The sequence below is a fragment of the Xylophilus sp. GW821-FHT01B05 genome (assembly GCA_038961845.1).
Classification (GTDB): domain Bacteria; phylum Pseudomonadota; class Gammaproteobacteria; order Burkholderiales; family Burkholderiaceae_C; genus Xylophilus.
This window is the reverse complement of sequence record CP152408.1, coordinates 3971531-3996787: the sequence shown is the minus strand read 5'-3', so window position 1 is coordinate 3996787 and position 25257 is coordinate 3971531. Positions and strand designations below refer to the sequence as shown.

Here is a 25257-nt window from a genome sequence, read left to right as displayed (position 1 = left end):
GGATCGGTTCGACAAGTCGGTGTGTGAATTCAGGAACCGCGCAGGAGTTCGACCAGGCGCCTCACCGACGGCGCAGCTTCCAGATGCCTGACCGTGTTCTCGATCTCCTCGGTCCGCTCCGCCGAGATCGACTTGCGGGCCAGCCGGCGGTACTTCTGCGCCATCTGCTCGTCCGACATCGGCCGCTGGAAGCTGCCGAGGAAGTTGTCCACGGTCTTATGCAGCGTACGGCCGTCTTTGAGTCTGACCTCCACGTCTGCCCCGCGGGCGAAGGCGCGGCCCTTGCGTTCGCGCGCCTCGTTGCGCACGACGCTGACACGCTCGTTCGCAAAGGCGACGAGCTCGGGCCGTCCGATGTTGTCGGCCGTCATCTGGTCGACGAAGACTTCGCCGTCGATGAGCTTCATGGCGATGCAGAAGCCCAGGTGCATCTGCGCGGCCGTCAGATCGACCGGGACATAGGGTGTCCAGAACGAGTGCAGCACGCCGTCTTGGGTCAGCTGGACCGTGATGTGCTCGATGTCTTCGGCCTTCAATGCTGCGTCGGCGACCATGAGCTCGATGGCGTCCAGTGCCGCCATGTTGGTCCCGACCGAGGCATGGCGCTTGATGGAGATGCGCATGGTTTCCCAGCGGGTGCCGAGCCCCTCGGTCAGCTGTGTGAGGTCGAACTTGTCCGTGCTCTGGGTGAACGTGGTGCAGAACCCGCCGTATTCCTGTTCGAAGATGTCCGGCGCGCCGGTGAAGCCGTCGGCGGCGAGCAGGGCGGAGTACAGGCCAGTCTGTGCTGCTTTGCCCGACAGCATGCGCTTGGCCATCGAGCCGAACTGCACGGCCATGGTGCCGGCGGCCTGTGGCCCCGCGATGCCCAGCGCCTGGTAGTGCTGCTGTGCATTTAGGCTCAGGACTACGCCGGAGCTCGCAGCGGCCGGGAACACGCCGAAGAGCCCCGGTGCGTGCCAGCCCTTGATCAGCATCTGGTTGCCGTTCATGCACAGGCCGACCCGTGGACCGACTTCGAAGCCCGCGACGATGGCCGTCAGCAGGCGCTCGCCGCTAATGCGGTCGGTGCCGGCCACCTCCGCCGCGGCGAACACCGCAGGCAGGATGGCGGCGCAGCTGTGGATGGTGGCCGGGTTGGCGTCGTCGAGTTCGTAGCCCTGGATGGCCGTGCCGTTGATCAAGGTGGCGTTGACCGGCGAGGCCCGCTCGCCACGGCCCCAAACCGATGCGGTCCCGCCGTCCGGGTCGACGCGCCTGGCGACGCCGGCAACCGTGCGTGTCCAGGGGAGATTGGCGCCGAACAGGCCGCAGCCTAGCCCGTCCAGGACGATGGACTTGGCCCTGGTCAGCACCTCGGGCGGGACGTCCGCGAGTCGAAGGCCGGCCGAGAATTCCCCGAGTTGGCGTGTGTAGCTATTCATGTGGATGCTTTCGAGATCGAGGAGGGGGTGGCCAGGGCGGTCAGGTCGGCGATGCGCGTGCCAGGGTCCAGCGCATGGAGGGCTCGGAGCAACTGCGCTGCCTGTGGCTCGCCGAGGACGTTCCTGGTCAGCTCCATGAACTTGGCGTCGTGCGCCGACTCCGGCATGGGGTTGTCCGGCGTGCCGACCGAGTCTTCGACGAAGTGCGTCTCGTTGGCGCCATCGCGCAGCGTGACCGTGGCCTGTGCAACGAACTTGCCGGCGTAGCGGCGGTCCAGGTCCGGGTCCTCGCTGATCTGCACCTTGCGTGCCGTGCTGCGGACCAGGGCCATGTCCAGGCGGCCTTCCAGGTAGTCCAGGTGGACCTGGTAGCCATTGCCGTAGCCCAGCATGGCAAACGCCACCTGCGTCGGCAGGCTGAACTGCACCTGCTCGATGTTGGAGGGCTCGTAGACGTTGGCGTTGACCGTGCCGACCAGCGTGTTGCACAGGCGCTGGATGCGCAGGGAAACCTGTTCGATCTCATGGGCCCGGCCGGTATAGGCCGCCATGATGTCGATGGGCGAGTGGTTGCAACCACAGCAGCAGTAGCGCTTGAAGCCGCCGCGCAGGATCTCGTAGGGGTGTCCGGCCGAGAAGTGCTGGGCCGCGTCGGCTGCGACTGGGCGCTGTACGAAGGTACGGTAGAAGCCTTTGACCCCAGTCAGGAAGGCGCGCGGTCCGGTGATGCCGGCCTGCGCCAGCTCGGCAGAGAGCATGCCGCCGCGCACGCCGATGCCGGGATGCACACGCTTGACCGACCCGCCACTGGAGCTGTACTCGGTGGCGCCGGACGCGTGGCTGAGGGCGATCGCCAATGCATGCAGCGTGGTCTCGGCGTCCAGGCCGCGCAGCTTCACCGCCACGGCAGCAGCGCCAAAGCTGGCCAGCACGGTGGCCGGATGGAACCCGCGCTGCAACAGGTCGGGGGCCGCAAGGCAGCCGATGCGCGCATACACCTCGTAGCCCATGAGCACGGCCGTGACCATCTCGTCCAGTGTGGCGCCGGTCTCCTCCCCGACGGCGATGGCGGTCGGCACGACGCAGCAGCCCGGGTGGCTGTTGCTGCCGCGGTGGCCCTCGTCGTACTCGAAGCCATGCGCGAAGCTGGCATTGACGAAAGCGGCGTCCAACGCGCTCATGCGCAGGCCGGTGCTCAGGATGGTGCTGTTGCCTGGCACGTGGCGCGCGTTTGCCATGGCGAGGATTTGACACGACCAGGGCAACCGCGAGTTGCCGATCTGCGCGCTGAACTGGTCGCGCAGCACGCGGCTGACCACGGTGCGCAGCTCCGGTGTCACACGCCGGGAGTCGAACTCCTGAATGAACCGCACCACGGCGGCTTCCAGGGGGGGGCAGTCGCGCGGTTCGAGCGCGGCTTCAGGTGTCGTGTCGGTCATGTGCTCGGTACTTCCTTGGCGATCCATTGGCTGACCAGGTCGGCGACCTCGAGGTTGTTGGTGTCCTGCATGAGCAGGTGGCTGTTGCCCTGCAGTCCCAGGGCCGGCAGATGCAGCATGCTGGCCGTGCCGCCGGCCTGCCGCACGCGGGCGATGTAACGCATGCTGTCGTCAAACGCGTCGCGCCACAGATGCGGTGCGTGCGGCTGCCGGGTGTCGGTGTCCAGGTGATCGCCGAAGACGACCAGCGTTGGCACGGCCGCGAGCGCCGCGATCTGCGCATCCGAGTAGACGGTGGACTTGCAGCCCTGGCTGCCCGGCTCCACGATGACGGCGCCCCGCACCGCGTGCGGGCAGAGCAGGGCGGCGTCGAGCGGGAAGGCGCCGGATTGTGAGTGCCCCACCAGGACCGCGCCATCGAGCATGCGCGCAAGGTCAGACAGTGCCTTCCAGGTGGGGTTCGGCGAAGGCAGGGTGGCGTTGAGATCCGGGATGTTCTGCTGCGCCAGCGCGAACGCGGCATGCACCGGAAACTTGGTGTCCGGATACGCCTCACCGAACGAGGGACCGAAGCGCATCGAGCACCACGCGAACTCTTCGTTGAACCGGCTGATGTTGGCCTGCTCTGATGGCGGTGCGTCGCCCGCGCGAACGCGGTTGAACGCCGACTGGTCGAAGCCCGAACGGCCGCGTGCGACCTGGTCGACAACGTAGGTCGGGTGGCCGCGGCGCACGAAATGCTCGAACCAGCCCATCCGGCCGTCAGGCGTGGTGTCGTAGGTCTTGCCGCTCTTGGTCGTGCCGTGCACCAGCACCAAAGGTGCCAGGAGGCAATCGCACGCGGGCACCATGTATTCGACGTACATCTGGTGGATGACGACATGCCCGGCCAGCCCGGGCCGGCCGGCCTCCAGCGCGCTTTGGGCCACGCGTTCCCCGCCCACGTAGAAGCTGCCTCTGGCACGCAGTACCAAAGGCGACGGCGGTTCTGCGGGATGGCCAAGCGTCCGCAGGGGATCCGCAACCTGGGTGTGCATGCCGATCAGCCCTGCTGGGCGGAAACCGACGCCGCGACCGGTGTGACCTTCACGCCGGTCCAGTTCTCGTAGACCTGGACGACGGCCGCGGCGTCACGGATGCCCATCGCATGGGCCATCTGGTAGACCTGCTGGGCCTGCGTGGCCATCAGCATCGGCATCCCCAGTGCCTTGCCGAGCGCCACCTGCAGTTGCACGTCCTTGAGGGTCGTACCGAGGCGATTCGTCTCGAACTTACGTGCGAGGATGCGTGGCGCGTCGTACTGCAGTGCACCGCTGTTGGCGTAGGTGCGGCCGAGAAGATCGACCATCTGCGCTGGATCGAGCCCGGCCTTGGCGCCGAGCGCCAGCGCCTCACAGGCAACGATACGGTTGCTCTGCATCACCATGCTGTTGATGAGCTTGATGGCGGTGCCGCAACCGGCAGGACCGAAATGCGTGATCTCCGACGTCATGGTGGCCAGCACCGGGCGCGCACGCTCCAGGACCGCGGGGGCTCCGCCGGCGAAGCACTTGAGCGAAGCCGTTGCCGCACCGCCGTTCTCGCGCATGCCGGCGACCGGGGCATCGATGAAATCGATGCCGCGCTCGGCAAGGCGGGCGTGGATGTCGCGCACCGCTATCAGGTCGATGGTGCTCATGCAGACGACGATGTCGCCGGCGTGCGCGCCGGCTGCGAAACCATCCGCGCCGAGCACCACCGACTGGACCTGCTCGGTCGTCTCTACCATGCAGATCTGGATAGCGGCCTGACGTGCCACATCCGCTGCACCGTGCGCAGCAAGCGCTCCCAGCGCTTCCACTTCGTCCAGCTTGTCGCGGCCGAGGTCATGGGCCACCAGCCGGTAGCCAGCTCGGAGGATGTTGCGGGCCATGGGCATGCCCATTAGGCCCAGGCCGACGAAGCCGACCGTGTCGTGCCGCGCAGCGCTTGTGGTCATGCCGTCCTCCCGCGCTTGCGGACCGTGACCGTGCCGAGGTCGGCATCGAGCGACACCCAGTCGCCCGTCTCGATGTGGTCGAACGGATCCGGCACCAGCTTGTCCATCATCGGAATGCTGCTGGAGATGGCACCGACGGCCACGATGGAGCCGGCCTTGAGATTGATCATGGCCAGCGGCGCGGTCTTGCAGACCATCAGCTCGTAGATCTGCGACGAGCCGCCGGCCGAGCCCTTCTCTTGTGGAAAGAGGAGCACCTTGCCGGCCAGCGAGATGCCGTACAGCTCGTGGCTCTTGTCGGTGACCACACCGTCTTCTGGCCGCACGCCGCCGAAGAATGCGATCGGGTCGCGCGTCACCAGGGCTTCGCCCTCGGCCTTGCCCTTGGACACCTTGTGTCCCTTGAGGATGATGTCCTGCATGGCTCAGCTCCAGATGCCGTCGATGGCGGACTGCACGACGCGCCGCGTCGAACCGTAGTGCGAGTTCAGATCCTGTCGGCCTGCGAGGTAGTACAGCATCTTGGCGGAGTTGGTGGCCGGCGACTTGAAGCCGCCTTTCTTGAGCAGGCCTGCCGGCATGGTCGCGGTGCAGGCCTCGCAGACGATCTTGCCGCCCGCCGACTCGATGGTCTTGAGGTAGCCCATCTTCTCGGCGTAGGCCTTCATCGGCCTTGAGGTGAACAGCCACAGCTGCGTGTTTTCGTGCACGCGCTTGCCCTCCAGCAACTGCGCCACTTCGGTGATCTCGGCGATGGACGCGTTGGGGCAGCCAACGACCACGATGTCGACCTCCGGTGTCTGGGACTTGTCCAGCAGCTGCTCCGTTTCGCGCAGTTCGCGCTCGCCGAACACGTGGGTCTCGATGCCACCGCCTGCGCGAGGTCCGAACGCCGCGGCCTCGGTCGGAGCTTCTGGCGTGATGCCGACGATGTGGTACATCGCCGACCCGCCCGAGTTGGCCGTGGCGGCGCCGAGCAGCTTGTGTTCGTCCCAGGACACCGGTCCGGCCAGGCCCGTGAACACGGGCGTGCGCATGCCCGCGAGCTTGCCGGCGAAATAGCCCAGTGTGCCGAAGTCGACCGGGCCGCCCAACTTGGCGTCGACCACGATCTTCAACTCGCCGTGGCGCTCCGCATCGAGGTGCAGGCCGTACGCAGGTGTCCTGCCGGTGATGGCTGCGGCATAGGCACTCGGCGCGCCCTCGCGGTTGGTCCTGGCGCCGATGACCGAGTTGACGAAGATGATCGCGGACGACTCTCCCCATGCCACGTGCTCGCCGAACGAAGGCAGGTGGCCGATCAGGTACGGCGTGCAGGTGTTGCACAGCTGCGCGCCCATCTGGCTGAACTTCGCGAGGTAGGCATTGCTCTGGCGCACGAATTCCTCGGGAATGCCGAGGTACTCCCAGAGCTCGGTGTCTACCGATGTCGTATTCATGTCCGCGAAGGTGGCAAACGTTCCGCCGCGGTCGGCGAACTCGCTGATGAACTGCATGCGGCCAGACTGGCTCCCTGTCGCAATGAGTGCGCCGCCTGGCAGGTGCGTCGATCGAATCGGGATCAGTCGCTCGGCGTCGAAGCATTCCCCCAGGCCGACGAGGATCTCCATCGACTTCTGCTTGGGCCAGCCATGCTTGCCGTCCAGCATGGACTTCTCTTCATCTGTCAGTATCACTGTGCTCTCCTGTCATTCCTTGGGCCAGTCAAGATCCGCCGCGAGCCTCTCGATCCGCAGGCGGGTCTCTCGCATCGACGCGGTGAACTGCTCCGGGCTCATGGCCACCAGCTCGCTGCCTTCGCGTTCCATGTAGCGGCGGATGTCATCGCTTTGAGCGGCGTACTGCATGGCCTGTGCCAGACGCTGCACGACGTCCTTGGGGACGCCGGACGGCGCGACCAATCCGAACCACGGGTACCAGCTGAAGTCGGCTGCGCCTTGCTCGGCCAGCGTGGGAATGTCGGGATACGCGGGCACGCGCTTTGTCGCACTGACACCGAGCGCGCGCATGTTGCCGGCGCCAAGGTCCTGTAGCACGCCGAGCATCACGTTGACGCGGCCGCCGATCACGTCCGGCTTGGCAGCGGCGTTGCCCTTGTAGGGGACATGCAGCATCCTCACGCTGGCCTGTTGCAGCAACAGTGCTGCCGCCAGGTGCGTCGTCGTTCCCTCGCCCGAGGACGCGTAGGTCAACGTGTCGGGTGCAGTGCGCGCGCGTGCGGCAAGCTCTGAGAAATTGCGTTCGCGCTGGCCGTTTCCGGTCAGCAGCACGACCGGCGCGCGGCTGAACAGGCCGATGCCGGTGAAGTCCTTCTCCAGGTCGTAACCCGGGTCGCGTTGCCGCGCGGCGCGGATGGCGATCGTGTCCGACGTTGCCAGCAGCGTATAGCCATCGCGCTCGGCGCCGCGCACTGCGCTGTACGCCAGGGCACCGTTGGCACCGGGGCGGTTCTCCACGGTGACGGGTTGTCCCAGCTTCTCCGACATCTTCAGCGCATACAGCCGCGCATGGGCGTCGAGCAGGCCACCGACTGCCGAGCTGGCAATGATGCGGATCGGCTTCTGGGGGTATGGGACCTGCGCCAGCACCGGGCTCAGAGAGGCCGTGGCAAAGGCAAGTAGTAGAAGGCGCTTGAAGCGTCGGGGCATGTTTGTCTCCTTGTTCGAACCGCGTGGGGCTGGTGCCGATCTGCGTCGATGAATCGGCAGTCGCATAAGAATTGTGTGGCGGCAAGATTCAATGTGCAAACACGGTTCCGTTGAATGAAACCGGTGTATTTCACCCCATGCAGACATGTGCATGGTGGCGACATGGCCGTGTAGTCGGTGCATCCACACACCATGCGTCGCACATGTGTGAACGCTGCGTGTTTGCTCTTGTGTGTTCGGGGAGAACGACAAGAGCGGTCTCCCCGACGAAGCCGGCTGGCACTTGATTTGCGAAGCGTGGTCGCTTCCGCAGCCCCGTGCCGACCGGCAGCGGGACTGTTGGCAGCACCGACCCCATCCCTGAACGAGAACACGGAGACATATTTCATGCAGCGTTTCATCCGGTGCGCGCTCACCGTACTGAGTCTTGGCTTCGCCATCACCACAGCCGCCACGGCCGTTGAGGCCTATCCTTCGCGCCCGATCCGCATCGTCGTGACGTCTGGTGCGGGAGGCCTGCTCGATGCACAGACGCGGCTCTTCGCTGCCAAGATGAGCGAGAAGCTCGGGCAGCCCATCGTGATCGAGAACAAGCCCGGCGCCGACGGCCTGCTCGCGTTCAACGCGGTCAAGTCGGCACCGGCGGATGGCTACACCCTGCTGTCCACTTCCGACACGATCGCCATCCGTGCGGCACTCAAACGCGATCCGGGCTACAGCCTGGAAAAGGACTTCGTCGGTGTGGGCGTGATGAGCGTGGTGCCGCTGGTCTTGCTTGCGGCGGAAGACAAGCCGTTCAAGACTTTTCCAGAACTGGTGACCGCGGTGAAGGCCCAGCCCGGCCTGCTGACTTATGCCACGGAGGGCAATGCGACCACCACGCATCTGGCATCGGCCATCCTGTTGAACAAGATGAACCTGAACATGCTGCATGTGCCGTACAAGAGCAATTCGGCAGCGATGCCGGACGTGGCCTCAGGCCGCATCGACGTCAAGTTCTCGGTGGCGCACCAGCTCAACAGTGGGAGGCTGCGTGCCCTGGGGGTGGCCTCGACCAAGCGGCTTCCCGGCTTGCCGAACATCCCAACGCTGATGGAGCAGGGCGCACCTGACTTGCACTACGTCCCATGGTTCGGGCTGGTGACCGCGGCCGGTGTGCCCGAGGAAGTGATCCGACGCCTCGGAGCGGCGATGCAGGACGCTGCGGCCCATCCCGATGTTCAGCGCCGTGTGCGCGACGACGGCGGCGAGGAGCGCGTGGTCATGAGCCCCGAGCAGTTCACGCAACTGATCCGCCAGCGCAAGGTCGACATCGAGAAGCTGGGCACCGATCTGAGCTGGGCCAAGGAGTAGGGCGGTTGAGCCCGCTTATCCACACCGTGTCGCGTGATACGCGTAATGCAGCGCCCGCAAGGGCATTTTGAAAGGAACTATTGAATGTCTGACAACCTTCCCACGCACGCACCCGACGATTCCGGCGTGCCGTTCGCGGCCCGCGACTTCGGCGTCGCCGACCGTGTCGTCCTCATCACGGGCGGCGCCCAGGGCATCGGGCGCGAGTACGCACGCCAGTTCGCGGCGGCAGGCGCCATCGCCGTGGTTGCCGACCTCAATGGCGAAAAGGCAGATACGGTCCGTCGCGAGATTGAAGAGGCGGGCGGCCGCGCCATGGCCGTCCAGGTGGATGTCAGCGACGAGGATTCTGTGGCACGCATGATGGAGGCCATCGCGCTGCGGCATGCCGGTGTCGATGTCCTGGTGAACAACGCCGCGATCTTCGCAACGCTGGAGAAAAGGCCGTTCGACCAGATTCCGGTGAAGGAATTCGATCTGGTCATGCGCGTCAACGTGACCGGAAAGTTCCTGTGCGCACGTGCCGTCGCGCCGCTGATGAGAAAGGCGGGCTGGGGGCGCATCATCAACATCTCGTCCGCTGCCGTGATGCTCGGCGCTCCGAACTACACGCACTATGTGGCGTCGAAGTCCGCGGTCATCGGCATGACCAATGCGATGGCGCGCGAACTCGGCAGCGCGGGCATTACTGTGAACTGCGTGCGGCCGGGCGGCGTGGCCACCGAAGTCGTGCGCACGGTGGACCCGACCCAGGCAAGGCGGGCCGCGCTGGTGGGCTCGCAGTGTCTGCCCCGGGTTCAGATGCCGGCCGACATGGTGGGCGTGGTGATGTTCCTGGCCAGCCCCGCATCGTCCTTCATCACGGGCCAGACCATCGCCTGCGATGGCGGTCTGACGCACAGCTTCTGATCCGCCACCAAGGCAACGCCCGGCGCGCTACGCGCCGGGCGTTGCGGTGTCAGGCGGTCACAGGGGCGTCGAAACCGATCATGGCCTTGACCTCCAGGTAGTCCTCCAGGCCGAACACGCCCATCTCGCGGCCGTTGCCTGACTGCTTGTAGCCGCCCATCGGGGCAACGTTGTTGCTCGGCGCTCCGTTGTAGAAGATGCGGCCGGCGCGCATCCTGGCACCGATGGCCATGGCCTTTTGGCGATCGGAGGAGAAGACGTAGCCGCCCAGGCCGTAGGGCGAGTCGTTGGCCAGCGCCACGGCTTCATCCTCGTCGCGGTAGGTCAGCACCACCGCCACAGGGCCGAAGATCTCTTCCCGCGCGATCACCATCGTGGGCGTGACGTCCGCGAAGATGGTGGGGCGGATGAAGTAGCCCCGGTCCAGGCCCTGCGGCCGGCCGACGCCACCGGCAACGGTGCGCGCGCCTTCGTCGATGCCGGCCTGGATGTAGTGCTGGATGCGTTCGTACTGGGCCTTGTTGACCACAGGGCCCATCGTGGTGGACGGATCTTGTGGTGCGCCGACCTTCACTTTCTCGGCTTCCTGGCGCAGCAGCTCCAGCAGCTCGTCGCGTTGCGATGCGTGCACGAGGATGCGCGTGGGCGAGTGGCAGGACTGGCCGCTGTTGGAGAACGCGCGTGCGGCGTTCCAGCGTGCGACAGCCGCCAGATCGGCGTCCGGCAGGATGATGTTGGCGGACTTGCCGCCCAGCTCCTGCGAGACGCGCTTGACGGTGGCTGCTGCTGCTTCGGCAACCAGCACGCCGGCACGGGTCGATCCTGTGAACGACACCATGTCGACGTCTGGATGCCGGCAGATCGCGTTGCCGACCGTTGGACCATCGCCGTTGACGAGGTTGAAGACACCGGGGGGAACACCTGCGGCGTGCATGACCTCGGCCAGTTCGAGGGCACTCAGCGGCGTGAATTCGCTGGGTTTCCACACCACGGTGCAGCCAGCCGCCAGCGCGGAGGAAAGCTTGGTGGCGATCAGCTGGATCGGCCAGTTCCACGCTGTGATCAGGCCGCAGACGCCGATGGCCTCGCGCCGCACGGTGTTGTTGCCCAGGCGGGTCTCAAAGTCGTACTCCCGCAGCGTGACGATGGCCTGCCTGAAGGCGTCGAGCCCGGTACCCACATGGGCCTTCATGCCGCGCGGGGCGCCCATCTCCTGGGAAACCGCGGCCATGATGCGGTCTGCCCGCGCCTCCATCTGCTGGACGATCCGCTCCAGCAGCGCCAGGCGTTCCGTCTTGTCGGTGCTGCTGAATACCGTGAACGCACGGCGCGCGGCCTGGACCGCCGCATCGACATGTCCGGCATCGCCCAGGCTGATGCTGGCGAACGGCTGCTCATCGGCCGGGCCGATGAGCGTGAAGCGTGGTGCGCTGGATGCATCGACCCAATTGCCGTCGATATAGAAGTTTCCGTGGTGCTGCATGATCTACTGTGTCTCCATGTTGGGGCGGACTTCTGCCAGGTGCAAGCGTTGTGCCATGCGGCGCGGCCCCACAACCACCGGTGTCGACCCACACCGGTCGCTCACGTGGCGAGTGCATCCACGGCGGCGAGGCCATCGCCATGCTTCTTGACGATCACCGGGTTGATCTCGAACTCCTGCAGGCCGGGGCTTGCGAGGAACAGGTTGCCGAACCGCACGGCGGCGCGCGCGAGCGCATCGACATCGGCGGCCGGTTTCCCCCGGAAGCCTTGCAGCAGCGTCCACAGCTTGAGCCGGCGCAAGGCGGTCAACACCTGCTGTTCGGAGACGGGCAGCGCCAGGTAGGTCACGTCGCGGAACAGCTCGATCGCGACCCCGCCCATGCCGATCGACAGCACGGGGCCGAAGTCCGCGTTGCGCAGGCAGGCCAGCACCACCTCCACGCCATCACCCACCATCTCCTGCACCAGCACGCCGGCCTGCGGCCTGTCCATGCGCTCGCGGAACTGGCGGGCGAGCGCATCCACCGCGTCGGGCGACTGCACGCGCAGCTTGACCAGGCCCATTTCGGTCTTGTGCTCGGCCTCCGAGGGCAATGCCTTCACGACCAAGGGGTACTGCAGGTCCGCACAAGCCTGGACGGCACGGTCTTGCGGCTGCAGCACCAGCCACTTCGCCGGGGTGACGCTGCTGTCTTCGCAGAACTGCATCATGTCGGCCCAGGACCGGGGTGTGGCCCGCACCGCGGACGGCAGGTGCCGCGGCGATGGCGGCAGGCGCAGCGCAGTGCGGCGGCGGTAGAGGAACGACAAGGCGTTCATGGCCGCCGAGGGGTCGGCCACGAGCAGCACACCTGCGCTGCGCAGTTCGTCGCGCAGGGCAGGGTCCACGGACTCGCCCATCACGCTCAGGACCACCGGCACTTCGCGTGCCAGCACCTTGAAGACCTCCTTGTTCGCCATGAGATGCCGGCGAACGGTGGAGGCGAACTGCACGATGACCGCTTCGCTGCGCAGGTCGGCCACCACGGTGGCACAGGTATCCTGCAACATCGTGGCGACCGTGTTCACCTGCCCGGTGAGATCAATCGGGTTGGTCTTGCGTGCGAAGGAGGGCAGGATGGCGTCCAGCTTGCCCACAGTGGAGGGCTGGAACTCCGCCATCACGAGGCCCTTCTCATGGCTGTGGTCGGCCAGCAGCGCACCGGCACCGCCGGAGGCGCTGAGCACCGCGACGCCGCCCTTTTCATCGCCACTGTCGCGCGGGTCGCGCAGGTAGGCCAGCGCCTCGACGGCAGCCAGCAGATCGGCGATGCTGTCCACCTCGATGATGCCGGCCTGTGCGAAGGCGGCGGCGTACACCGCGTGGGAGGATGCGATCTTGCCCGTGTGCGACGCAGTCGCGTCCAGTCCGACGGCAGACCGGCCGGTCTTGAGCGCAACGATCTGCACGCCGCGCGCGCGGGCACGTTCGGCGATCTGCAGCATGCGGCCGGCATTGGCCAGTCCTTCGAGGTACAGCACGACGACACGCACATCGTCCTGCTCGATGACCGCATTGGCGGCGTCGAGCACGTCGGTGCAGGTCTCGTTGCCGACACTCACGATGTACGACAGGCCCATGCCCGCGCTGTTCAGCGAGTTGCCGAGGGTACCCGACAGCGCGCCGCTCTGGCTCAGCACGGCGATCGGCGCATGCCGGATCTCCTCGATGGCCAAGGCGGCACCGCTGAAGCTCATGATGGCCTTCTCGCGAACCGACCAGAAGCCATTGCAGTTCGGACCGACCACGGTCACACCGTGCTCGCGGGCGGCTTCGGCCAGCATGCGCGCGTTCTCCTGTCCACCTTCGACCTCTTCAAAACCCGAGCTGAACACGATGGCGTTGCGGATCCCCTTGCGCCCGCACTCCGCGATCACGCCGGCCACCGTCTGCGCAGGCGTGATGATGAGGGCGACATCCGGCACGTTCGGCAGTTCGCCGACGCTCTTGTAGGCCGCGAGGCCCTCGATCTGCGCATGGCTGGGCGTGACGGGGTAGACGGCGCCCTGGAAGCCGTGCTTCAGCAGATTTTTGACCAGTGCATTGCGTGGTGAGCCCGCCTGCGGCGATGCGCCGACCACGGCCACGCTGCGCGGATGCAGGAACTTTTCGAAGGTGTTGGGTGTGCTCATGTGGTTCGCTTGGAATTCCGGTGGCCGTCACCGGCCGGTGAAGGTGGGTTTGCGCTTGTCCTGGAAGGCGGCGAGCGCCTCCTTGTGGTCTTCGCTGGAACGCACAACGGTCATCTCCGCAGCGACCATGTCCAGTGCCGTGGTGAGGTCCTGGTCGGCGCCTGCGCGCACCAGCCGCTTAATGGTGCGCACCGCAAGCGGCGCACCGTCGGCTACCTTGCGTGCGAAGGCAAGAGTGGCGTCCATCAGTTCTGCATCCGGGAACACCTTGTTGACGAGGCCGATGCGCTCGGCTTCGCGGGCGTCCACCCAGTCGGTGCTCCAGAACAGCTCCAGCGCCTTTGCCACGCCCACCACGCGCGGCAGCAGGTAGGCCCCTCCCATGCCGGGGATCAGGCCCATCTTGGCGTAGGTCTCGGCGAAGCGCGCACCCTCGGCTGCGAAGCGGATGTCGCAGGCCAGTGCAATGTCCAGCCCGCCCCCGGTTGCAAAGCCGTTCAAGGCGGCGATCACAGGCTTGTCGGTCTGTGCGATCCTGCGGATCAACCGCTGGCTGCCACCGACCAGATGGTCGCGGATGCCCTGGGGCGTGCGGCCGGCGCTGGTGTCGAAGCCGGCGATGTCGCCGCCTGTGGTGAAGGCACGGCCGGTGCCGGTCATGACGATCACGCGCACCTCGGCGTTCGTCTCGCACTCGTCAAGTGCTTGAAGCCAGTCCTCCATCATCTCGCCGGTGAAGGCGTTCATCTTCTCGGGCCGGTTCAGCGTGATGGTGGCGATGCCTTCGGCCACCTCGAACTTGAGCAGATCGGACATGGTGGTTCTCAACGCTGCTTGGCCGGGTCATCCTTGCGGATGTCGCGCAGGCCCGTCTTGCCGTGGTGGCGGTCGGCGACCTTGTAGCCCAGCGCGTCCTCCGCGATCATGATCTTCTGCACGTTGGCCGAGCCCTCGCCGGTGAAGAACATGTCGGAGTAGGCGCGGTAGTAGGACACCGGGTATTCCTCGGCCAGGCCGTAGCCGCCGAAGATCTGCACGGCCTTGTCGGCGCAGAACTTGGCGGTCTGCGAGGCGTGGAACTTGGCGATGGCGGCGAAGCGGTTGTGCGGCATGCTCGCGTCCATCAGCATGGCGGCCTTGTAGACCAGCGCGCGGCTGGCCTCGATCTGCACCGCCATCTCGGCGATGTCGGCCTGGATCATCTGGAAGCGCCCGATCGGCTGGCCGCGCAGTGTGCGCTCGTTGGCATAGCGCACCGCTTCCTCGAAGCAGCGGCGGGCCACACCCAGCGCCTTGGCCGCCACTCCCACACGCCCGGGTTGCAGCGTGCGCATGATGATCTTGAAACCTTCGCCCTCGTCGCCCAGGCGGTCCTCGACCGGCACCACGAAGTCGTCGAGGAAAACCACGTTGGTCCGCATGGACTTGGATAGGCCCAGGCAGTCGATCGGCGTGGCCTTCCAGCCGGGGTACTTCTTCGGGTGAACGATGAAGGCGCTGACACCCTTGGCGCCAGGCTCGCGGCTGGTCCGCGCCAGCAGAATGCCCACGTCGGTCTCGTTGGCCATGGAGGCCCACATCTTCTGACCGGTGATGCGGTAGACGTCGCCGTCGCGCTGCGCGAAGGTCTTCATGTTGCCCTCGGCGTCAGAGCCTCCGCCCGACTCCGTCAGGGACATCATGCCGATGGTCTTGCCGGCCACCAGATCGGGCACGTACTTGCGGATCTGCTCCGGGGTTCCGCCGAAGTAGATGGCGCTGGGGCAGGTGGAGCCCTGCTGGTTGTTGCAGGAGGCGAAGCGCACGTCGTTGCGGACCATCTCCTCCTGAATCACGGCCGCTGCCAGGTAACCCATGTTGCTGCCGCCAACGGATTCGGGGAACACGGCGCCGTACAGCCCGGCCTCGCCGGCCTTGCGCACCAGCTCGCGCGGGAATTCGCGGCGTTTCTCGTGCTCGTCCATGACCGGCTTGACCTCGGCCTCCATGAAGCGGTTGACCATGTCGCGCACCGCTTCGATCTCGGGTGACAGTTCCGGGAATACGGACTCATCCATTCATCTCTCCTTCGTTGTTTTCTGAGGATGACCGCCGCCATCGGCGGTCGCTGGCTGGGACGTGGTCTTCGCCACGGTGCTGCGCCTGAGGTGCGACGGGACTTCCCGTGCAAAGCACGTGCCACGGTCGCGCTCGTAGGCTGCGCGCGTGCGGGTGAGGCGCAGGACGCAAAGACCAGGCAAACTGTCTGCACTGCGAACACGAAGGTCCACGTCGAAGACACCTTTGGCGTCGCTGCGCGAGCCTCCACCTGCTGGCTTCGCTGCGCTGAAGGCGGTGGTGCGTGCGCTGGCGAGCGGCCTTGGGCCTGAGGCCAGACGCCTGTTCATGGGAGCGCGGATTTAAAGACCGGCTGTGCCATCGAAGAGGGGAAGGGGCGGGCACGCTGCGCGTCCGCCAGTACCATCTCCGCGCAGCGCTCGCCGATCATCATGCAGGGCACACTGGTGTTGCCGGAGATGATGGTCGGCATCACCGATGCATCGGCCACGCGCAGCCCCGAGATGCCACGCACCCGCAGGCGTTCGTCCACCACGGCCTTGGCGTCCGACCCCATCTTGCAGGTCCCCACCATGTGCTGGGTGGTCTGGCCGGTGGTTCGGATGTACTCCAGGATGTCGGCGTCCGATTCGATCTGGCGGCCTGGCATGCGCTCTTCCGCGATGAGGTCGCGCAGCGGTGCCGAGGCCGCGATGTCACGCGCACGGCGCACGGCGGCGATGGCCGTCCGCCGGTCCTGCTCGGTGGCGAGGAAGCGGTAGCGGATGCGTGGCGGCGCAGTGGCGTCGGTCGATCGGATGTGGATGCTGCCCGTGCTCTCGGTCCGCTGCACGTGGGTGTACATGAAGAAGCCTTCGACCTCGGACATGCGCCGGCCCTTGCCGGCCTTCAGCTCGACGATGTAGGGGCTGACCACCATCATCACGTCGGGTTCCTGCCCGGCTTCTGTCGAGCGTGCGAACACGCGGATCGCGCCATGGCCCTGCGCGATCATTCCGCTGCGCAGCGCGACCCAGCGCAGTATCTCCACGGCCAGGCGCCAGCCGCGGCCCCTGGGCGCGAGCGAGATGCCGGGGCGGTTGAAGCGCCAGCTCATCACCGCTGCGTAGTGGTCACGCAGGTTCTCGCCTACACCTTCGAGTGCGTGCCGCAATGCGATGCCATGTTCCGCGAGCACGGCCGGATTGCCGATGCCCGACAGTTCCAGCAGCTTGGGGCTGTTGGCGGTGCCTGCGCAGACGATCACCTCGCGCAGCGCGCGGACGTTGTGGGTGCTGCCATCGCGCCGCAGGCGCACGCCCGTGCAGTGCTTGCCCTCGAACAGCAGCGTGGTGACTTCGGCGCCAGTTCGCACCGTGAGGTTGGGGCGCCCGCGCGAGGGGTGCAGATAGGACGTCGCGGTGCTTTGCCGTTCGCCGCGGTGTGCGGTGAGCTGCGCCATGGCAACCCCTTCCTGGCTGGCGCCGCTGTAATCGGCGTTGTAGGGAATACCGGCCGCGCCTGCGGACGCGATGAACAGGTCGAAGAACGGCGACAGCTTCTTGGTCTGCGTGACCTTGATCGGACCGCTGCGGCCGCGGAACTCGTCCGTGCCGAGATCGGTGCTTTCGAGCTTCTTGAGGTAGGGCAGCACCTCGCGGTAGCTCCAGCCCTTGCAGCCCAGCGCGCTCCAGGTGTCGTAGTCCAGCTTTTGGCCTCGGTTGTAGACGATGGCGTTGATGGAGCTGCTGCCACCCAGCATCTTGCCGCGCGGCGCTGCAAGCCGGCGGTCACCGTGGCTGGGGTCGGGCTCCGACTCGTAGCGCCAATCCACCAGGGGGTTGTCGACCAGGAATTGCAGGCCCAGCGGCGGCTTGGTCCAGATGTAGCCAGGCCCCTTGGTCCCGGCTTCGAGGCACAGGACGCGGTAGCGGCCATCCTCGCTGAGGCGGCTGGCCACCACACCGCCGGCCGAGCCGGAGCCGACCACGATGAAGTCGTAGGGTTCCGATGACATGGTGTCAAGCGCCATTGATGTAGACGCTCTTCTCGTACAGGAAGCCGTCGAGATGCTGGGCGCCGCCCTTCATGCCATAGCCGCTCTGTTTGCAGCCGCTGAAGCCGACGGCGGGGTCGGCAAGACCATAGCAGTTGATCCAGATCTTGCCGGCGCGGATGCCGTGCATCGCCTTCATCATGGTTCTGACATCGCTGGTCCAGACCGCGCCCCCCAGGCCGTACTCGGTCGCGTTCCCCAGGGCGAGCGCCTCGTCCACGGTGTCGAATGGGATGACCGACGCCACGGGCCCGAAGATCTCTTCGCGCGCGATGCGCATCCCGTTGTCCACCTCGCTGAACACCGTGGGAGCGACGAAGTAGCCTGCCGCGAGTGGGCCTCCAAGCCTTGCGCCGCCGGTGACCAGCCGCGCGCCTTCCTCGCGACCGATGTCCACGTAATCGAGCACGCGCTCCAACTGGCGGCTCGACACCAGCGGCCCCAGTTGCGCCTGCGGATCCATGGGGTCGCCGACCCGGATGCCGCGCGTGTATTCGGTGATCCGTGCGACGAACTCCTCGTGGATGCTTCGCTGCACGAAGATCCGCGTGCCGGCCGAGCAGATCTGGCCAGAGTTGTTGAAGACCCCCATGGCGGCGCCGGGCACCGCCTTGTCCAGGTCGGCGTCGGCAAAGACGATGTCCGGTGACTTTCCGCCCAACTCGAGCTGCACGCGCTTCATGTTGCCGGCTGAAGCCTTGATGACCTCGCGCCCGGTGACCGTCGATCCGGTGAAAGCGATGCGGTCCACGTCCATGTGCGCGGCCAAGGCGGCACCTGCCTCGGAGCCCAGACCCGTCACGACGTTGACAACGCCGGCCGGCACACCGGCTTCCATGAGGAGCTCGGCGGTCCGCAGCGTGGTGAGCGATGCGTCTTCTGCGGCCTTGATGACGCAGGTGCAGCCGGTTGCCAGAACCCCGCCGATGATCCACCACATGCTGATCAACGGCGCGTTCCAGGGAATGATCCCGCCGACCACGCCGACCGGTGCCTTGAGCGTCAAGGTGGTGTAGTTCCCCGCGAGCGAGTTCGGGATCGTCGTGCCGCTCCAGTTCATGGCCTGGCTTGCGAAGTACATGACGGTCTGGATCAGACCCTTCTTCATGGCGCGCGTGCGGGCCAGCGGCGCCCCCATGTCCAGGGACTCCAATGTGCAGAGTTCTTCGTAGTGCTGTTCCAGCACATCACACACGCGCAGCATCAGGCTGTAGCGTGCGTGGGGCGTGAGGCCGCTCCATGGGCTGTCGAAGGCACGGCGCGCCGCTGCGACGGCGGCATCGACGTCTGTCTGCCGTCCGCGTGCCAGTGCGGCCAGGATGCGCCCGGTCGCGGGGTTGAAGGTCGGGATGCTCTGGCCGTCGGCTGCGGGCAGCCATCTGCCGTCGATGAAGTGCTGCTTGTCCGGCCTTGCAAGGAACGGGTGAGCGGGCGGCTGGCTTGTCTCGGTCATGTTCGGGTCTCCAGGCATTGCGGTTTGCGGTGCGGTCAGCAGATGCCGGCGGCAGTTTAGGAACCGGGTGCCGCTTGAGAAAAATAGTCTTTTGCGTGCGCACCCATCACCGCAACTGATGCCCCGGGGAAAACCGAAATCGATCACCTGGCGCTATGGCCCCTGTCGGAATTGACTACTGCGCAGTTGTCGGCATCGCTGGCACAGTGCCTGCTGATGGGCGTGTGAGGCGCACCCACAACACAGGAGACGAGAAGATGATTCGACGACGGGGTTTCATGCAGGCCGGCCTGCTCGCGGTGCCTGGCGCGGGACTGGGAACGAGGGCTATCGCGCAGGAGCGGTTTCCTTCCAGGCCGCTGCGCATCATCGTGACCTTCGGCGCGGGGGGATCCGGCGATCTCGTGGCGCGCACACTAGCCCAGCAACTCGGCGAGATCCTGGGCCAGAGCGTGATCGTGGAGAACCGGGCCGGCGGTGCGGCCATGCCCGGTACCGAGCACGCGGCCAAGGCTGCTGCTGACGGCTACACCATCCTGCAGTACACCAACACGCTGGCGGTCAACATGGTGCTGCAGCCCAGCGTTCCCTACGATCTGTTCCGCGACTTCACGCCGCTCTCATACGCCTTCGAGGCACCGCTGGTGTTGCTCACGTCTGGCAGTTCACCGAACACCAGGTTGGCCGAGCTGCTCGCCTTCGCCAAGAAGCGGGCCAATGGCGTTTCGTTCGGCCACGGCGGTGCCGGTTCCATGAGCCATCTGTCAGGCGAGATGTTCCGACGGGCGACAGGCATCGATGCCGTGGCGGTGGCCTACAAGGGCAATGCACCCGCCATGGCCGATCTCATCAGCGACCGGCTGGACTACTACTTCGCCACCGTCAACGATGTCCTGCCCAACATCAAGGCCGGACGGTTGCGGGCGCTGGCGGTCACGTCGGCGCAGCGCGACCCCCTGCTGCCGCAGGTGCCGACGATGGTCGAGCTGGGCTTCAAGGACTTCACGCCAGTGGTCAGCTGGGGCTACCTCGTTCCCAGGCAGACCCCGGCGCCCATCGTGCGCCAGTTGCAGGATGCGCTGTCCAAGGCGATGGCGACGCCGGCAATGCAGGAACGGCTGTTGGGCGTCGGCGCCAGTTCCGCCCACGCCGGCGGTCCCGAGCTGATGACAGCCAGGATGCGCGCGGAGATCGCGCGTTGGGAACCGGTCATCCGGGATGGCAACATCAAGCCGGACTGAGCGCCCCATGCGTGAGCTGGACGCCTTGCCAGGACCCATCCTCGACCATCGAGCGTACGATGTGCCGCAGTTCGGCACGCACCACGGATGCGGCTGGGGACAGGCGCTGCACCGGCAACGCGTAGAGGTAGCTCGGCCGATGGATCGGCACGTCCGAGATGGGCAGGCAGCGCCAGTCTGCGGGTGTGCCCACGGTGCACGTACCGGCGATCGACTGGATGGTGGCGCCCCCGCCCTGCGCCACATAGCGCATGACCAGTTGCAGCGAGTCGATCTCGGCGACGAGCTCGGGCTGAAGCTGTACGCGCTCGAACTCGAACATCAAACGGCGGCGCAGATTCTGCTGGGGGCTGGAGAGCACCAGAGGCAGGCGCGCCACCTCGGCGAGGGTCAGCGAGGTCCGCTCGGGCGGCACGATCGGGCTGACGGCGGGCAACACCACGAACACCTCTTCGTCGAGCAATGGCTCGAAGGTGAGGTCGTTGGCGGCCGTTGTGCTGAAGAGGATCGCGACATCGAGCTGGCCTTGGCGCGCCATCTCTTCCAGTTGCGAGGGCAGCGCCACTGCCACGTTGAGCAGCAGCCGCGGATATTTTTCCTTCAACTGACGCAGCAGTGCCAACCCCACCATTGCCGATGTGGAGGGGGCCAGGCCGAGCGTCACGCGGCCTTGCACGCTGGCGTATTCCTGGCGTGCGACGTGTACCGCGGCATCGAGTTGACGCAGCACGAATTTGGCATGGTGGTAGAGCGCCTCCCCGTTGTCGGTGGGCTTCACCCCGCGCACCGAGCGGATCAGCAGCGGCTTGCCGACCTCGTCTTCCAGCCGGGCGATCTGCTGACTCAAGGCCGGCTGCACGATGAAGAGCTGGCGCGATGCCTTGGACAGGCTGCCGCTCTCGACGATCTGGACGAAGTATTTGAGTTGGCGGGTGTCCATGGGGTGTCTCCGGCGTCGCCGCTCCTGTTGTGCGTGGGTCCGTGCTCGGCGGCGTCGCCGGCCCGGCACCATAGCCGTTCCAAGAATCGTGCCGTCCCAAGGCCTGCTGCCTTGCATGGTCGCGGCACGCACATGTGTCCGCGACAACGACGCTGCGTGCCCGCTCGACAGGCACCTCGGCGCGCTCTGGCAACGCCGCTCGGGCCGGCCTGTCGATGCCTCGCTGGCACCGCGTTTGCAAACTTCACCACCACCGCGGCGACGTGAGACACCGGCGCCTCAACCACCACAACGGAGACGAGATTCCATGAAGCATCCATTTTCCAGGCGCCTGGCCTTGCGAGGCCTGGCCACGGCCGGTCTCGCACTGCTAGCGTCGGCGGCCACGGCGCAGCCGGCATTCCCGACCCGGCCCATCCGCATCGTGGTCAACACGGCGCCCGGAGGCCTAGTGGACATCGTGACACGGCTGGTGGCCCAGAAGATGGGCGAGACCCTGGGGCAGTCGGTGGTCATCGACAACCGCGCGGGCGGCGACGGCCTGCTGGGCATCCGTTACGTGAAGAGCCAGCCGGCGGACGGCTACACCTTGCTGTCCACGGCCGGGACCATCGCCATCCAGCCGGCCGTGAAGCAGGATGCAGGGTACGACCCCATCAAGGACTTCACGGCCATCGGTCCCGTGGTGCGCACGCCGGTGATGATGGTGGTCGGCGCCGACCAGCCAGACCGCTCGGCGAAGGACTTTCTCGCCCGTGCAAAGGCGCAGCCCAATGCGTTGAGCTATGCGTCCGCAGGCGTCGGAACGACGACCCACATCGGCGCGGCCATGTACTTGCAACAGGCAGGCGTTCAACTGCTGCACGTTCCCTACAAGGGCAATGGTGCGGCCATGCCGGATGTGATGGCCGGGCGCGTGGCGATGATCTTCGAGGCCTACGGCAGCGGCGCCGCCAAGGTCAGGGAGGGGCGTTTGAGGGCCTTGGGCGTGACGTCCAACCAGCGGATTCCCGGGCTTCCCGATGTCCCGACCCTGGCGGAGCAGGGTGTACCGGGCTTCAGCTACTACCTGTGGATCGGCATGTTCGCGCCGGCCGGTGTTCCGAAGGAGGCCGCGCAGCGCCTGTCCGACGCCCTGCGCGCCGCTGTCGCGAGCAAGGATCTGGCCGCGCGCATCGCATCCGACGGTGCCGAGGCGATGGCCATGACCTCGGACGAGTTCTCCAGCTTCGTGCGCGACGAGGTCCAGCTGATGAACCGCTTCGTGACCGATCTGGGAATGCCCAAGCAGTAGCGCGGCCATGGCCGCTTGCCAGTGGCATGCGGCTTGCACTGAGAAGACATGGAAACACGTGATGTCGCGGCCGCGCCTGCCGCACGGAGTGCACCGCTCGCCGGCGTGCGGGTCGTTGATTTCAGCACCTTGCTGCCGGGGCCGATGTGCAGCTTGCTGATGGCACAGGCCGGTGCCGAGGTGATCAAGATCGAGCGGCCCGGGCGTGGCGACGAGATGCGCTCGTACGTACCCCGGTTCGGGCCGGACAGCGTGAACTTTGCGTTGCTCAACCGGGGCAAGCGGTCGGTGGCGCTCGACCTTAAGCAGGCGGCCGACTGTGCGCAGGCGATTGCCCTGATCCGCAGCGCGGACGTGCTGATCGAGCAGTTCCGCCCGGGCGTCATGGACCGCCTGGGCCTGGGCTTCGAAGCCATGCATGCCATCCACCCTGGCCTGGTGTATTGCTCCATCACGGGCTGGGGGCAGGACGGGCCGCTGGCGGAGATGGCTGCGCACGACCTCAACTACCAGGCCGAGGCAGGTCTTGTCGGACTGACGGCCGGCGCGGACGGCACGCCAGGCCTGCCCAGCACCCTCGTGGCAGACCTGGCGGGCGGGGCCTACCCTGCGATGATGAATGTCCTGTTGGCGCTGCGCTCGCGTGATGTCGATGGGCGGGGATGCCACCTGGACATCGCCATGGCGGACAACTTGTTCGCGTTCACGTACTGGGGCCTGGGCAACGGGTTTGCTGCCGGCCAATGGCCAACCCCCGGCGGCGATCTCGTGACGGGCGGCACCCCGCGCTACCAGGTCTACCGAACGCTGGACGGGCGACATCTAGCAGTCGCACCGCTGGAGCAGAAGTTCTGGGAGAACTTTCTGCAGGTGCTCGGCGCGCCGGAACTGCTGGACGACGCGGTCGATCCGCCTGGCACGCGCTCGGCAGTGGCTGCCATCTTGCTCACGCGCACGGCGGAGGACTGGCTGCGGCGCTTCGAAGGCGTCGACGCCTGCGTGTCGCTCGTCAAGTCCTTGCAGGAGGCGGTGGCGACGCCGCACTTCGACGCCCGTGGTGTATTCCGAGCGCGCCTGTCGAGCGGCGACGGCGCGGAAATCCCCGCGCTGCCGCTGCCGATCGCGCCCGCATTCCGTGCGGACACTGGTGTCGGTGCGCCGGTGCTGGGCGAGTCCGCAGCGGATGGCTTCTTGCCATCCTGACTCCGTTCGCAGGTCCTGCGCCTTTTTGCATCTCCAAGGCCTCCATGCCACTCCCCACACCCGCCGCGCGCCGGGGCATCCACCGGCGCACCATCGACATGCAGGCCTATGTGCGGGACGATGGGCTGTACGACGTGGAAGCCCACCTGGTCGACATCAAGCCCTTCCTGTTCGAGAGCCTGGGCCGGCCGGCGCCGGTACCGCCAGGCCAGCCGCTGCACGACCTGTGGGTGCGGCTGACGGTGGACGGCAACTACGCCGTGCGTGACATCCGCGCGGCATCCGACGTGACACCTTATGCCGTCTGCAAGGAGGCAGAAACCACCTTGCAGGTGCTGGTCGGAGAGCGTCTGGTGCGAGGTTGGTCGGCAACGGTCAAGCAGCATCTGCGCGGGGCTGCGAGCTGCACGCATCTGATGGAGGTGCTGATCCCGCTGGCGACGACGGCCTTGCAGGGCATTCGGGGCCTGCGACCGGCAAGCGAGCGTAAGCGCAGTGGCGGCGGCGCGCCGGCGCAGCTCGACAGCTGCTATGCCTACAGCCGCGAGCGCGAGATCGTGCTGCGCTTCTGGCCGGAGCACTACCGTGCGCCGGGCGTACCGGGCGTGTCGGGCAGTGGCGGGGAGGCTGCATGAAGCGGCGCCTCCTGTTGGCTACACCGGCATGCGCTTGGGTGTCGCACGGCGCGGCGCGCGCCCAGTCCGCCTGGCCCGCCAAGCCGATCCGGATCATCGTGCCGTTTCCAGCGGGCGGCCAGACCGACGTCGCAGCGCGGCTGATCGGTCAGGCGCTCGGCGAAGCGCTGAAGACGCCGGTGTTCGTGGAAAACAAGGCCGGCGCCCACGGCTTCATCGGCGGTGCAGAAGCGGCGCGCGCGCCTGCGGACGGGTACACGCTGCTCGTGGCCAGCACCGGCGCCGCGGTCATCAATCCGCTGCTGCACAAGAGCATTCCCTACGATCCGCTACGGGACTTCCGCCCGGTGTCGCTGTTGATCAGCGTGCCGATCGTGGTCATGGTGAACACGCTGGCGCAATCGCCCCAGACCCTGCAGGCGCTGGTGGCCAAGGCGAAGGAGCAGCCGGGGCGCGTTAACTACGCATCGGCTGGCAATGGCGGTTCGTCGCATCTCGTCGCGGAATACTTCAAGTACCGCACCCGCACGGCCATGACACACATCCCCTACCGAGGCGAGGCGCCGGCAGCGGCGGATGTCGCGGCGGGCCAGGTGGACCTGATGTTCAACACGCTCGTGAGCACCCTGCCGCACGTGCGCAGCGGCAAGGTGCGCATGCTGGCCACTACGGGACGTGAGCGCCTGCCCGACTACCCCGACATGCCGACCGTGGCCGAGGCGTTGCGGCTCATGGACTTCGAGGCTTCCTCGTGGGCGGCGCTGTACGCGCCGGCCGGAACACCTGCAGACATTGCCGCGCGGCTGTCGGCCGAGGTTGACGCAGTGCTCAAGGGCCCAGGCGTGGCTCAGCGGCTGAGGGAGCTCGGGGCGGTGCCGATGGGTGGCGCGCCCGAGCGCCTGGCTGCCTTGCAGCGAGCCGAACTGGACAAGTGGCGTGGTGTGATCCAGGCCGCGGGAATCAAGCCGGACTGAACCGATTCAGCTCTGA

Annotated in this window: 21 protein-coding genes; 7 read left to right on the top strand and 14 right to left on the bottom strand. The window is 66.6% G+C overall.

Translation table 11 applies throughout. The features are described 5' to 3' along the window. Window positions 1-29 precede the first annotated feature (29 nt). The 7 genes from AAFF27_18590 to AAFF27_18560 are packed head-to-tail and all read right to left on the bottom strand — an operon-like array spanning window position 30 to window position 7489. On the bottom strand, window positions 30-1424 hold the full coding sequence (locus tag AAFF27_18590) for an MmgE/PrpD family protein (protein ID XAH22016.1): 1395 nt from the start codon (window positions 1422-1424) through the stop codon (window positions 30-32). Continuing rightward, a complete protein-coding gene (locus tag AAFF27_18585; protein ID XAH22015.1) occupies window positions 1421-2863 on the bottom strand; it encodes an MmgE/PrpD family protein in 1443 nt (480 codons plus the stop codon). The genes AAFF27_18590 and AAFF27_18585 overlap by 4 nt, the downstream gene beginning before the upstream one ends. Next, window positions 2860-3900, bottom strand: coding sequence for a hypothetical protein (locus AAFF27_18580; GenBank protein ID XAH22014.1), 1041 nt, complete (start codon window positions 3898-3900; stop codon window positions 2860-2862). Before AAFF27_18580 ends, AAFF27_18585 begins: the two co-directional genes overlap by 4 nt. Before the next feature lie 5 nt (window positions 3901-3905). Continuing rightward, a complete protein-coding gene (locus tag AAFF27_18575) occupies window positions 3906-4841 on the bottom strand; it encodes an NAD(P)-dependent oxidoreductase (protein XAH22013.1) in 936 nt (311 codons plus the stop codon). Continuing rightward, complete coding sequence (locus tag AAFF27_18570; protein XAH22012.1) at window positions 4838-5263, bottom strand: DUF126 domain-containing protein; 426 nt, start codon at window positions 5261-5263, stop codon at window positions 4838-4840. Before AAFF27_18570 ends, AAFF27_18575 begins: the two co-directional genes overlap by 4 nt. 3 nt (window positions 5264-5266) lie before the next feature. Further along, entirely contained in the window at window positions 5267-6517 is a 1251-nt protein-coding gene (locus AAFF27_18565) for an aconitase X catalytic domain-containing protein (GenBank protein XAH22011.1), read from the bottom strand. Window positions 6518-6529: 12 nt separating this feature from the next. Further along, window positions 6530-7489 (bottom strand): tripartite tricarboxylate transporter substrate binding protein, encoded by a 960-nt coding sequence (locus tag AAFF27_18560; GenBank protein ID XAH22010.1) that lies wholly within the window; start codon window positions 7487-7489, stop codon window positions 6530-6532. Between the two features lie 387 nt (window positions 7490-7876). Here AAFF27_18560 and AAFF27_18555 point away from each other — a divergent pair, with 387 nt between their 5' ends. Both AAFF27_18555 and AAFF27_18550 read left to right on the top strand, forming a co-directional pair. Continuing rightward, entirely contained in the window at window positions 7877-8842 is a 966-nt protein-coding gene (locus AAFF27_18555; protein XAH22009.1) for a tripartite tricarboxylate transporter substrate binding protein, read from the top strand. A gap of 84 nt (window positions 8843-8926) precedes the next feature. Then, a complete protein-coding gene (locus tag AAFF27_18550; GenBank protein XAH22008.1) occupies window positions 8927-9751 on the top strand; it encodes a glucose 1-dehydrogenase in 825 nt (274 codons plus the stop codon). 49 nt (window positions 9752-9800) lie between these two features. On the opposite strand, the gene AAFF27_18545 is transcribed toward AAFF27_18550, so the two are convergent. The 6 genes from AAFF27_18545 to AAFF27_18520 all read right to left on the bottom strand — a co-directional run bounded on the left by AAFF27_18545 (window position 9801) and on the right by AAFF27_18520 (window position 18954). Continuing rightward, window positions 9801-11234, bottom strand: a complete 1434-nt coding sequence (locus AAFF27_18545) for an aldehyde dehydrogenase family protein (protein XAH22007.1) — start codon at window positions 11232-11234, stop codon at window positions 9801-9803. 101 nt (window positions 11235-11335) lie between these two features. Beyond that, window positions 11336-13408 carry an acetate--CoA ligase family protein gene (locus AAFF27_18540; protein ID XAH22006.1) on the bottom strand — a complete coding sequence of 691 codons (2073 nt, stop codon included), beginning with the start codon at window positions 13406-13408 and terminating at the stop codon, window positions 11336-11338. A 27-nt stretch (window positions 13409-13435) separates the two neighbouring features. After that, window positions 13436-14224 (bottom strand): enoyl-CoA hydratase-related protein, encoded by a 789-nt coding sequence (locus AAFF27_18535; GenBank protein XAH22005.1) that lies wholly within the window; start codon window positions 14222-14224, stop codon window positions 13436-13438. 8 nt (window positions 14225-14232) lie between these two features. Continuing rightward, a complete protein-coding gene (locus AAFF27_18530; GenBank protein XAH22004.1) occupies window positions 14233-15465 on the bottom strand; it encodes an acyl-CoA dehydrogenase family protein in 1233 nt (410 codons plus the stop codon). Window positions 15466-15791: 326 nt separating this feature from the next. Continuing rightward, window positions 15792-17462 carry a GMC family oxidoreductase N-terminal domain-containing protein gene (locus tag AAFF27_18525; protein XAH22003.1) on the bottom strand — a complete coding sequence of 557 codons (1671 nt, stop codon included), beginning with the start codon at window positions 17460-17462 and terminating at the stop codon, window positions 15792-15794. Window positions 17463-17466: 4 nt separating this feature from the next. Further along, entirely contained in the window at window positions 17467-18954 is a 1488-nt protein-coding gene (locus AAFF27_18520) for an aldehyde dehydrogenase family protein (protein XAH22002.1), read from the bottom strand. A gap of 257 nt (window positions 18955-19211) precedes the next feature. Between AAFF27_18520 and AAFF27_18515 the strand changes: the two genes are divergently transcribed. Further along, window positions 19212-20195 carry a tripartite tricarboxylate transporter substrate binding protein gene (locus AAFF27_18515; GenBank protein ID XAH22001.1) on the top strand — a complete coding sequence of 328 codons (984 nt, stop codon included), beginning with the start codon at window positions 19212-19214 and terminating at the stop codon, window positions 20193-20195. Here the strand turns inward: AAFF27_18515 and AAFF27_18510 are convergent. After that, window positions 20182-21135 carry a LysR substrate-binding domain-containing protein gene (locus tag AAFF27_18510; protein ID XAH22000.1) on the bottom strand — a complete coding sequence of 318 codons (954 nt, stop codon included), beginning with the start codon at window positions 21133-21135 and terminating at the stop codon, window positions 20182-20184. The genes AAFF27_18515 and AAFF27_18510 overlap by 14 nt on opposite strands. Window positions 21136-21442: 307 nt before the next feature. Here AAFF27_18510 and AAFF27_18505 point away from each other — a divergent pair, with 307 nt between their 5' ends. The 4 genes from AAFF27_18505 to AAFF27_18490 are packed head-to-tail and all read left to right on the top strand — an operon-like array spanning window position 21443 to window position 25241. Then, entirely contained in the window at window positions 21443-22429 is a 987-nt protein-coding gene (locus AAFF27_18505) for a tripartite tricarboxylate transporter substrate binding protein (GenBank protein ID XAH21999.1), read from the top strand. 48 nt (window positions 22430-22477) lie between these two features. Then, window positions 22478-23632: a CoA transferase gene (locus AAFF27_18500; protein ID XAH21998.1), complete on the top strand. Its 1155-nt coding sequence runs from the start codon at window positions 22478-22480 to the stop codon at window positions 23630-23632. 44 nt (window positions 23633-23676) lie between these two features. After that, complete coding sequence (locus AAFF27_18495) at window positions 23677-24267, top strand: DUF2889 domain-containing protein (protein ID XAH21997.1); 591 nt, start codon at window positions 23677-23679, stop codon at window positions 24265-24267. Beyond that, window positions 24264-25241, top strand: coding sequence for a tripartite tricarboxylate transporter substrate binding protein (locus AAFF27_18490; protein XAH21996.1), 978 nt, complete (start codon window positions 24264-24266; stop codon window positions 25239-25241). Before AAFF27_18495 ends, AAFF27_18490 begins: the two co-directional genes overlap by 4 nt. Window positions 25242-25257 lie beyond the last annotated feature (16 nt).